Here is a 10,038-nt window from a genome sequence, read left to right as displayed (position 1 = left end):
GCCCCACCTCGTCCTGGACCCCCACCTGCACGGGCTCGCCGGGGCGGATCATGGCGTCGAACACCACGCCCACGCACTGCCGCTCCCCGCTCTGGTACTGAGTCCTGGCCTGGGCAAAGAGCTCCCGGGGCTCCTGGCCCTCCTCCCGGACGCCGAACATCTCCGGCCCCTTCCGGTCCAGATAGTAGCCGTCGGTAAAGCCCTGCCGGGAAAAAGCGGCCTCCAACTGGGCCAGCTCCTCCGGCGTGGGTTCCCGGCTTTCCCGGATGGCCCGGGCATAGATCCCCGTGACCACAGAGACGTACTCCGGCCGCTTCATGCGGCCCTCGATCTTGAGGCACTTGACCCCCAGCTTTTTGAGCTCCTGGATGTGTCCGGCCAGGGACATATCCTTGAGGGAGAGGGGGTTGGCGTCGGCCCGTTCTCCCCAGCCGTACTTGAGACGGCATGGCTGGGCACACAGCCCCCGGTTGCCGGAGCGCCCGCCGATGACGGAGGAGAAGAAACACTGGCCGGAGTAACACATACACAGGGCTCCGTGGACGAAGGTCTCAATCTCAATGGGAGAGTTGAGACAAATGTGCTCAATGGCGTCCCGGCTGAGCTCCCTGGAGAGGACTACCCGGGCCATGCCCAGCTCCGCGCAGCGGCGGACGCCGTCCAGGCTGTGGACGGTCAGCTGTGTGGACCCGTGGACGGCAAGGCGGGGAGCCACCTGGCGGAGCATCCGCAGGACCCCCAGGTCCTGGATGAGCACCGCGTCCACCCCCGCCTCGGCGGCCTCGGCGGCCGTCCGGGCTGCGGCGGGGAGCTCCCGGTCGGAGACCAGGGTGTTCAGGGTGAGAAATACCTTGGCGCCCCGCACATGGCAGTAAGAAACCGCCGCCGCAAGCTCCTCCAGGGAGAAGTTCTTCGCATTGCGGCGGGCGTTAAAATCCCCGTATCCCAGATAGACCGCGTCGGCGCCGGCCTGGACCGCCGCGGTGACGGCCTCCGGCGAACCGGCGGGTGCGAGAAGTTCCAGCATGATCGACGACCTCCGGCGTGAGATGGACGGAAAACGCGGACCGCCCTCCAGGGTCCCGGCCCTGAAGTGGCGATCCGCGTCCCTTTGTTGCCTATTTCTTGTTCTGCAGCTTGAAGATCTCCCGCTTAGCCTCGGAGAGCTCCATCTTCATCTTGGTGGCCTCCTCCAGGTATTCCTTGAGCTGGCGGCGCAGGTTTTCCGACGCCTCCACCTCTTTGAAGTACTCGTCGGCGATGTTCAGCGCGCCCAGCACGGCGCCGTCCACCAGGGAGACCTTGGATTCGTCCAGCACCTCCTGGATCTTGGCGTCCACATGGGCGGCCACCTTTTCCATGTACCCGGCGTCCTCGGAAGCCACCAGGGTGTAGTTCTGCCCGGCGATTGAGACGGTAACTTTGTTTTTCACGGCGGTCCCTCCCAGCATTCATTCTGTCTTTGACATTATAACATAGGTTGGAGAGAAATAAAAATAAATTATCCTTTAATTCTCCCGGTTTTTACGGTAGAATAGACGGTACGAAATGTTGGAGAGGAGGTGGCGCCATGGCGGCCAGCGTATTGCTGCCGGGCGGTGTGATATCCATGACGGACGCGGCGGCAGACCGGCTGATTCGCGCAGGCAGCGGCGAGGCGGCGCTGCTGTATCTCTATCTTCTGCGCCGGGGCGGCGTTTTTGAGGCCGACGGAGTGCGCAAGGCCCTGGGTTGGACGGCGGAGCAGGTCCGCGGAGCCTATCAGGCCCTGGCGAACCTGGGCCTGGTGGACAAGGAGGCCGACCTCGCCCCCACACCCACCCCGCCGGAGCCGGACGGCCCTCCGGACTACACCGCAGCCGATATCGCCCGGGAGCTGGAGGGGAACAGCCCCTTCCCCGCACTGGTGCGGGAACTGGAGCGGCGGCTGGGCAGGGTGCTCTCCACCGCCGATCTCAAGCTGCTGTACACCATCTACGACTATCTGGCCCTGCCCGCGGAGGTGGTGCTCCTGCTCACCACATGGTGTATAGAGGAGACCGAACGGAAATATGGACCGGGCCGCAGACCCAGGATGTCCCAGATCAGGAAGGAGGCCTTTGTCTGGCACCGCCTGGGCGTGGATACTCCCGAGGCGGCGGATGCCCACGTGCGCACGCTCTCCGCGCTGCGGGACCGTGAAAAGTCCATTCTGCCCCGCCTGGGCATCGCGGGCCGCCTGCCGGTGGAGGCTGAGCGGAAATATATCTCCTCCTGGGTGGAGATGGGCTTCGACGACGACGCCATCGCCCTGGCCTACGAACGCACCGTGCTCAAAAAGGGATCCCTGGTCTGGCCCTATATGAACTCCATCCTGAAAAGCTGGCATCAGAAGGGCCTCCACACCCTCCAGCAGATCAAGGAGGGGGATTCCGCACGGAAGGGGTCCTACCCGGGCGGCGGGGCTGCGGCCGGCACAAAAAAAGACGAACAGAGCCGCATCGAGGAGGACCTGGACTGGATGGACCGGTATCTGGAGAAAACAAGAGGGGAGGCGCAATAAGTGCCCTACAGCGAGTCGGTACTGCACAGCGCAAACGCCCGTCTGGCCCTGCGCCGGGCCGCGGCGGAGCGGGCGCGTCAGGCGCGTCAGACAGAAATCTATACAAAGATCCCCCGTGTGGCGGAGATCGACCGGCTGCTCCGCCGTACCATGGCCCAGGTGATCGCCGCCGCCCTGAAGGACGGCGGCGACCCCACCGCCGCCATTGGAGCAGTCCGCAAGCGGAACACCGACCTCCAGGCGGAGCGGGACCGCCTGCTGGCGGCCAACGGATTCCCAGCCGACGCGCTGGACGAAAAGCCCTCCTGTGCAAAGTGCGGGGACACCGGCTGGGTGGGTGCAGCGATGTGCGACTGTCTCAAGCTGCTCTGCACCCAGGAGCAGATCAAGGAGCTCTCCCAGACCCTGGATTTCGGGGAGCAGACCTTCGAGCTTTTCGATTTTTCCTTTTACAGCGATCTGGACCCGGACGCCAAGGGGCGCACCACCCGCCAAAAGATGCGTGGGGTCTACGAGATCTGCTGGGACTATGCCCATCGATTCGGCCGTACCAGCATCAACAACCTGTTTTTGAGCGGCGGGACCGGTCTGGGAAAGACCTTTCTCTCCGCATGTATCGCCAGGACCGTCTCTGAAAGTGGCTTTTCCGTCGTCTACGACGCCGCCGGGACCATCTTTCAGCAATTTGAGATCCAGAAATTCTCCCGGGACGACCTGGATGCAAAGGAGGCCCGGGACGGCACCCGGCGGTATCTGGGCTGCGACCTACTCATTATGGACGACCTGGGGAGCGAGATGACCACGCCCTTTGTGCAGGCCGCCCTGTATCAGATCATCAACTCCAGGCTGACCGCCAACAAGCGCACGGTCATCAGCTCAAATTTGGGGATCGCGGAGGTTCGGACCAGGTACACGCCTCAAATTGCCTCCAGGTTGGAGGGGGAATACCAGTTTCTGCGCTTTTTCGGCCAGGACATTCGCCTCCAGCGGAAACAGCGGCTGTAAGGGACAGCAGAGCGGAGGCCGGCACATCCGGCCTCCGCTCTTATTGTAGAAAGAAAACCGCTGGCTGTGCCGGTGGTACCAAAAAGCTTTAGTATGCCGAGAAAAAATATCCTCCTTTGGTATAATGATGGAGATCTGCCAACCGCCATCATAAGCAAAGGAGGAATCAAGTCCGAATGAAACTTGATGTATCGAGTTTAGCACACACGAAGTGGAGGAATATACTCCGCCTGTTTGGCCGTGGGAAGTAAATGAGCAGCAGCCGATGGCTCACATTGATTTTTTAGTTGATAATTTGGAGGAAGCAGTTGCACACGCTATAGAGTGTGGCGCTACAAAATCAGAGATGCAGTATTTTGAGACATCCACTACATTATTTAACCCGGAAGGTCATCCTTTTTGTCTCAGCACTATGAAGCAATCATTTTAGAGGGCGCGCTGGGCTTATGTCGCCATGGCGCCATGGAAAGTACCGGTATTTACTGGCGGCCTATTTACGAAATCCTTGAAGATGCTTACTCCGGTGATATCATTTTGCTTGTCGTCAATGCCAGACACATGAAAAATGTTCCGGGTAAGAAAACTGACATGCGTGATTCTGAATGGATTGCTACTCTTTTGCGTGCGGAACTTCTCAATTTTCTTTGCGGTTATGGGAAACCTCTATCAGCATACCCATACCTATGCAAATATCCAAAGAGAAAAATGCTTTTTTATCAATTTTCTTCCAATAAGCTATTACGATAAGCTGATAGATACAATTAACCATAATGACTATGAAGCTGATAAATTTTCAGTAGGAAATTTTTCTCTTGTAAATGCCAAGACCATTCATGCACCAATGATACAGGAGGCATTTGTAAACATAGAGTGTACTTTAAAAGGAACACAAGATTTAAGCGGTGCAGGTATTACTTCCATGATTATCGGACAGGTACAGCATATTTCTGTTGAGGAAGAATATGCACAGGGATATGAAAAGCGATACAGAAAAGATGGTTTTATGATGTTAATTCCTGCCCCTCAAAATCTGAAAACAGGAGAACCTAATCAATCAGCGATTGCAACTATAAACATTGAAAAGTATGATTGATAAATTCCCATTCGCCGGTGAAATAGCAAAGTCATCCGGAGCATTCAACGGTCAAGATAAACGGCGCATTTTATGCGCCGCCGTCGACAGCCCCGCCCGCCTTTGCTAAAGGATAATCAAGGCGGGAAAGCCCTAAAATGGCTTCCCGCCCATTTCAATTTTAAGAAAAGAAATACCCCAAAATGAGAAAGAGTGCGGCCAAGCACTTTGAGGGATTGGCCGCCTTGTCCACCCGTACAGCGGGACTGAGGGTGACAGTCAAGACCGGGGGCAAGCCCGGGAAATCTGCGCGATTAGCAGACCATTCGATGAGCCTATTGGCTCTGCCCGGGTCATGCCCCAAGCGGTCCTGTGCAAACCACCGGCACGGCCGGTGGGTATGATTCATATGCGTCTGGCAATCTCCAGCGCGATCCTGAAATAGGCCTCTTTTGCGTCCTGGGGGAGCTTTCCCATCAGGCGGGGGTCCCAGAATGCTCCGTCCAGATTGTCCTCCGTATAGAGGAACTGGTGAAAGGCAACGCCCCGGAACCGGCATACCGCCGCAAGGGAGGCGCACTCCATGTCCACCGCGATGCAGCCCTCCTCCTTCCGCCGGGCCACGTTCCGGCGGGTCTCCCGGTAGAGGGCGTCGGTGGTCCAGGTCCTGCCCAGCGCAAAGGGGACGCCCAGTTCCCGGAGGATCTCCGCCGTCCGCGGCGCGGTGGGGAGGGATATATAGTCCTCGGCGGGGAGGTAGTGATAGCTCACCCCCTCGTCCCGATAGGCGGCCGTGGGGACGATCAGGTGTCCGTCGGGAAGTTCCCGGCACAGCGAGCCGCAGGAGCCAAAGAGGACGACCTTCCGGGCGCCCCGGGCGATGACCTCCTCCAGCATGGCCGCCGACACCGCCCCGCCCATCAGCGTCTGGTAGACGGCCAGCTCCGTCCCTTGGGCGGGGAGGCGGTAGACGGGCATCTGGAAGAATACCGGAATGCGGCACAGGAGCGCCGCCTCCGGCCGGGCCGCAACGGCCTCCATCAGAGAGGGTTGGAAGGTGATGACCACGGTCTCGGGAAACCCCGGGATCGGGCGGGTGGCGTCCTCCGGGTTCAATACCGCGTCGGGCGCGGGATCGTAAGCGTCAAACAGACTCATCTCTTGCCTCCTTGTCAAAAAACTGGCCTCCCGAAGTCGGGAGGCCAGTTCCTGTTTCCATTCGATCTTCCCGGCGCCCTTTCCTTCCCAGGCAAAATCCATTCACCTTGCGGCAAGGTTTTGATACAGGAGCAAAACCCTTGACCCGCCTTCGGCGGGGTGAGGAGGTCCTAAGGTCTCGGGAATCCTCCGCCGGTTTGTCCTTACTTCAGGCCCGCGGTGATGATGGCCATCTGGTAGACCTCCTCGGCGTCGCAGCCGCGGGAGAGGTCGTTGATGGGGGCGTTCAGGCCCTGGAGAATGGGGCCGTACGCGGCAAAGCCACCCAGCCTCTGGGCAATCTTATACCCGATATTGCCGGACTGGATCTCAGGGAAGATGAACACATTGGCCTGCCCGGCCACCGGAGAGCCCTTGCACTTGGTCTGGGCCACCACGGGAGAGAACGCGGCGTCAAACTGCAGCTCGCCGTCGATGGCCAGCTCAGGCGCGGCGGCCTTGGCCAGCTCAGTGGCGGTGCGGACCTTATCCACGTTCTCACCCTTGCCAGAGCCCTTGGTGGAATAGGAAAGCATGGCCACCTTGGGATCGATGTCGAAAATTCTGGCCGTGTGGGCGCACTCCACCGCGCACTCGGCCATCTCTTCGGCAGTGGGCTCGATATTGATGGCGCAGTCGCCCATGATATACTTCTCTTCGGTGCCGTCGGCCTTCTCACGGATCATCACGAAGCTGGAGGATACGCTCTTGTTGCCGGGCTTGGTCTTTACCAGCTGCAGCGCGGGCCGCACCGTGTCGGCGGTGGAGTAAGTCGCGCCGCCCAGCAGGGCGTCAGCCACGCCCATCTTCACCAGCATGGTCCCGAAATAGTTGCCCTTGAGCAGAGCGGCGTGGCACTCCTCCGGTGTCATCTTGCCCTTGCGGAGCTCCACCATCTTGTCCACCAGCTCGTCCATCCGGCGGTAGTTGGCGGGGTCGATGACACGGATGTCGGTGATATCAAAGCCGCCCTTTTCCGCGGCGGCCTGCACCTCCTCAGGGACGCCGATGAGGAGGGGCTCCAGGATGCCGTTCTTCTTCAGGCGGGAGACCGCCTCCAGAATGCGGGCGTCGGTCCCCTCGGTAAAGACCAGGGTCGTGGGATTCTTTTTGAGCTTTTCAATCAGGTTTTCAAACATAATTGGTACGCCTCCAATAAAATGTTTCGGTTTTGACTCAAGTAAGGGTATTATACACCCAATAACACCCTATCACAATGCCCAATTTGCCCAGATTCCGAAACTTTGGGCTTTACTTTTTGTATTTTGCACACTATACTATACATACTGTTTTTTGTGAGGTGTGAGGAGTATGTGTTCGGACTTTTCCCGTTCCCTGACGCTGCTGAGGAAGGAGAAGGGGATCTCCCAGCGGTCGGCGGCCAAAGATCTGGGCATCAGCCAGGCCCTGCTGTCCCACTATGAAAATGGAATCCGGGAGCCCGGCCTTGCCTTTGTGGTAAAGGCCTGCGATTATTACGGCGTCTCCGCCGACTATCTGCTCGGCCGCACCCTGAGCCGTGACGGCACCACCATCGTGGATGCCGAGAGCCTGTACGATTACAGTGCCGAAAAGGACAATGTCCTGCGCGGCAGTATCATGGCCACCCTATCCAAAAAGCTGCTGGTAAATTCAGTGGGCATTCTCTTCGATCTGCTGGGCAAAGTGGGCAGCAAGGAGGCCATCAAAGCCTGTTCGGATTATTTGGGCACTGCGCTCTATAAGATGTTCCGCTACCTCTATCGGGCGGACGGTACCAACAACGAGGACTTCTTCGCCGTGCCTGCACGGCAGTTTATCACCGGCACCGCCACCATCGATATGACCTGTGCCGAGGTGGCCTATGTGGACGCGCTGGCCGCCCGGGTGAAGGAGTCGGGCAGCCTTCCGCCCATCAACCACGATGTGCTGACGCAGACCTATCCGGGCGCCTACCAATCTCTCCTGCAGATCGTCCACAATACAGGCGAGCGGATCACCCGCCGCCTGATTGCCTATCGCACCGAAAGCAAGTAGGCGTGGATTTTCCTCACGGAGGTATCTATTCAGGACAGAGCAGAACAAAATTCGCAACTTTTCTATCATTGCACACATCGACCACGGAAAATCCTCTCCCCACAAGGGCTGACGCCCTTGCGGGGGCCCCATTGGATCGGACATCCTCGGCGGAAATCAATTCCGCCTGCGGCAAGCCCATCGGGCTTGTGCCCGCTGACGCGCCCCGCTTTGCGGGGGCCCGCGTGGATTTTCCTCACGGAGGTATCTATTCATGACAGAACAGAACAAAATTCGTAACTTTTCTATCATTGCACACATCGACCACGGAAAATCCACGCTGTCGGACCGGCTCATCGAGCTGTGCGACGCGGTGCCCGAGCGGGAGATGGAGAGCCAGCTCCTGGACAACATGGACCTGGAGCGGGAACGCGGCATCACCATCAAGGCCCGGGCGGTGCGTCTCCTCTACAAGGCGGACGACGGCGAAACCTATGAGCTCAATCTCATCGACACGCCGGGCCATGTGGACTTCAACTATGAGGTCTCCCGTTCTCTGGCCGCCTGTGAAGGGGCCATCCTGGTGGTGGACGCCGCCCAGGGCATTGAGGCGCAGACCCTGGCCAACACCTACCTGGCCCTGGAGCACGATCTGGAGATCCTGCCCGTGGTCAACAAAATAGACCTCCCCGCCGCCGAGCCCCAGAAGGTGAAGGAGGAGATCGAGACCGTCATCGGCATCCCGGCCCAGGACGCCCCGGAGATTTCCGCCAAGATGGGCCTCAACATTCCGGCTGTGTTGGAGGATATCGTGGCCCATGTCCCCGCCCCCAAGGGCGACCCCGGGGCCCTTCTGCGCGCCCTCATCTTCGACAGCCAGTACGACCCTTACCGGGGCGTCATCGTCTACTTCCGGGTCATGGAGGGGACCCTCCGCACCGGCATGCCGGTGAAGATGATGGCCTCCGGGGCCCGATATGAGGTGCTGGAGTGCGGCCACCTCCTGCCCATCGGCATGGAGCCCTGCAAGGAGCTCATCGCCGGGGAAGTGGGATACTTTACCGCCTCCATCAAGGACGTAAAGGACACCCGGGTGGGAGACACCATCACCGGGGCCGAACGGCCCGCCGCTGAGGCCCTGCCCGGCTACCGCCCCGCCCGCCCGATGGTCTATTGCGGCATCTATACCGAGGACGGTTCCAAGTACCCCGACCTGCGGGACGCCCTGGAGAAGCTCCAGCTCAACGACGCCGCACTCTCCTTTGAGCCTGAATCCTCCGCCGCCTTGGGGTTCGGCTTCCGCTGCGGCTTTTTGGGGATGCTCCACATGGAGATCATCCAGGAGCGGCTGGAGCGGGAGTTCGACCTGGATCTCATCACCACCCTCCCCTCCGTTATCTATGAGATCACCCGGACGGACGGTGAGGTGGTCCATGTGGACAACCCCCACAATTATCCCGATCCGGCCCTGATCGTCGAGGCCAGAGAACCCTATGCCAAGGTGACCATCCTCACCCCGCCGGAATTTGTGGGCAACATCATGCCCATGTGTCAGGAGCGCCGGGCTGAGTTCAAGGATATGCAGTATCTGGACACCAACCTGGTGGAGCTCCACTATTCCATGCCCCTCAATGAGATCATCTACGACTTTTTCGACACGCTCAAGGCCCGTACCAAGGGCTATGCCTCCCTGGACTATGAGGTGGACCAGTACCAGCCCAGCGAGCTGGTGAAGGTGGACCTGCTTCTCAACGGCGATCAGGTGGATGCGTTGAGCTTCATCGCCCATAAGGACAAGGCCTACGGCCGGGCCAGACGGCTTTGTGAGAAGCTCAAGGCGAATATCCCCCGCCAGCTTTTCGAGGTGCCCGTCCAGGCGGCCATCGGCGGCAAGGTCATCGCCCGGGAAACGGTGAAGGCCATGCGCAAGGACGTGCTGGCCAAATGCTACGGCGGCGACATCACCCGGAAGAAAAAGCTGCTGGAAAAGCAAAAAGAAGGCAAAAAGAGAATGCGGAGTCTGGGCACGGTGCAGATTCCCACGGAGGCGTTTATGGCGGTGCTCAAGCTGGACGAGGAGTAGCGGCAGCATTTTCTTTTTGCCTTCCGGGGCCCCGCAGCGCGGGGCGGCGCGGTACGCGCCGTACAAGGGCGTGACCCGGAGGACAAGCCCTTGGCGCAGGGGCAATTTACTTGCCCCGAGCAGATAACATCATCAGGGTTCCCG

The 10,038-nt window shown here is 59.5% G+C and carries 10 protein-coding genes and 1 pseudogene; 7 read left to right on the top strand and 4 right to left on the bottom strand.

Annotated features, from left to right (window positions below; genetic code table 11):
* On the bottom strand, window positions 1-1,027 hold a 1,027-nt coding region (locus tag ABUA09_RS17295; protein WP_349949568.1), incomplete at its 3' end, for a peptidase U32 family protein.
* Window positions 1,028-1,118: 91 nt separating this feature from the next.
* Complete coding sequence (locus ABUA09_RS17290; RefSeq protein ID WP_033119273.1) at window positions 1,119-1,433, bottom strand: cell division protein ZapA; 315 nt, start codon at window positions 1,431-1,433, stop codon at window positions 1,119-1,121.
* A gap of 137 nt (window positions 1,434-1,570) precedes the next feature.
* On the opposite strand from ABUA09_RS17290, the gene ABUA09_RS17285 reads away from it, so the two are divergent.
* The 5 genes and pseudogenes from ABUA09_RS17285 (at window position 1,571) to ABUA09_RS17265 (ending at window position 4,640) form a co-directional block, all read left to right on the top strand.
* Window positions 1,571-2,542 carry a DnaD domain protein gene (locus ABUA09_RS17285; RefSeq protein WP_033119272.1) on the top strand — a complete coding sequence of 324 codons (972 nt, stop codon included), beginning with the start codon at window positions 1,571-1,573 and terminating at the stop codon, window positions 2,540-2,542.
* Entirely contained in the window at window positions 2,543-3,547 is a 1,005-nt protein-coding gene (locus ABUA09_RS17280; protein WP_033119271.1) for an ATP-binding protein, read from the top strand. It begins immediately after the preceding gene.
* A gap of 211 nt (window positions 3,548-3,758) precedes the next feature.
* The gene (locus ABUA09_RS17275; RefSeq protein ID WP_201015137.1) at window positions 3,759-3,977 is read left to right on the top strand and encodes a VOC family protein; all 219 of its coding nucleotides are present in this window, start codon (window positions 3,759-3,761) and stop codon (window positions 3,975-3,977) included.
* Window positions 3,978-3,994: 17 nt separating this feature from the next.
* A pseudogene (locus ABUA09_RS17270) lies at window positions 3,995-4,186 on the top strand (IS110 family transposase); the annotation flags it as partial.
* Window positions 4,113-4,640 (top strand): flavin reductase family protein, encoded by a 528-nt coding sequence (locus ABUA09_RS17265; RefSeq protein ID WP_438268227.1) that lies wholly within the window; start codon window positions 4,113-4,115, stop codon window positions 4,638-4,640. The pseudogene ABUA09_RS17270 and the gene ABUA09_RS17265, both read left to right, overlap by 74 nt.
* Window positions 4,641-5,024: 384 nt before the next feature.
* Here the strand turns inward: ABUA09_RS17265 and ABUA09_RS17260 are convergent, their stop codons facing one another.
* Window positions 5,025-5,777 (bottom strand): nucleoside phosphorylase, encoded by a 753-nt coding sequence (locus tag ABUA09_RS17260; RefSeq protein WP_195614744.1) that lies wholly within the window; start codon window positions 5,775-5,777, stop codon window positions 5,025-5,027.
* A gap of 203 nt (window positions 5,778-5,980) precedes the next feature.
* Window positions 5,981-6,955 (bottom strand): phosphate acetyltransferase, encoded by a 975-nt coding sequence (pta, locus tag ABUA09_RS17255; RefSeq protein WP_349949567.1) that lies wholly within the window; start codon window positions 6,953-6,955, stop codon window positions 5,981-5,983.
* Window positions 6,956-7,127: 172 nt separating this feature from the next.
* Between pta and ABUA09_RS17250 the strand changes: the two genes are divergently transcribed.
* Together ABUA09_RS17250 and lepA are read left to right on the top strand one after the other, a co-directional pair.
* The gene (locus ABUA09_RS17250) at window positions 7,128-7,832 is read left to right on the top strand and encodes a helix-turn-helix domain-containing protein (protein ID WP_033118801.1); all 705 of its coding nucleotides are present in this window, start codon (window positions 7,128-7,130) and stop codon (window positions 7,830-7,832) included.
* Window positions 7,833-8,085: 253 nt separating this feature from the next.
* A complete protein-coding gene (lepA, locus tag ABUA09_RS17245; RefSeq protein ID WP_349949566.1) occupies window positions 8,086-9,894 on the top strand; it encodes a translation elongation factor 4 in 1,809 nt (602 codons plus the stop codon).
* Window positions 9,895-10,038 lie beyond the last annotated feature (144 nt).

It is taken from the genome of Intestinimonas sp. RTP31139st1_F5_RTP31139_211217, assembly GCF_040226735.1.
GTDB lineage: Bacteria > Bacillota > Clostridia > Oscillospirales > Oscillospiraceae > Intestinimonas > Intestinimonas butyriciproducens.
This window is presented reverse-complemented; position numbering and strand designations above follow the sequence as displayed.

Bases quoted from the DNA above. Each gene is read 5' to 3' on its own strand.
- ABUA09_RS17250 (WP_033118801.1), top strand. From the start codon at position 7,128: ATGTGTTCGGACTTTTCCCGTTCCCTGACGCTGCTGAGGAAGGAGAAG.
- lepA (WP_349949566.1), top strand. From the start codon at position 8,086: ATGACAGAACAGAACAAAATTCGTAACTTTTCTATCATTGCACACATC.
- ABUA09_RS17285 (WP_033119272.1), top strand. From the start codon at position 1,571: ATGGCGGCCAGCGTATTGCTGCCGGGCGGTGTGATATCCATGACGGAC.
- ABUA09_RS17265 (WP_438268227.1), top strand. From the start codon at position 4,113: ATGTTCCGGGTAAGAAAACTGACATGCGTGATTCTGAATGGATTGCTA.
- ABUA09_RS17260 (WP_195614744.1), bottom strand. From the start codon at position 5,777: ATGAGTCTGTTTGACGCTTACGATCCCGCGCCCGACGCGGTATTGAAC.
- pta (WP_349949567.1), bottom strand. From the start codon at position 6,955: ATGTTTGAAAACCTGATTGAAAAGCTCAAAAAGAATCCCACGACCCTG.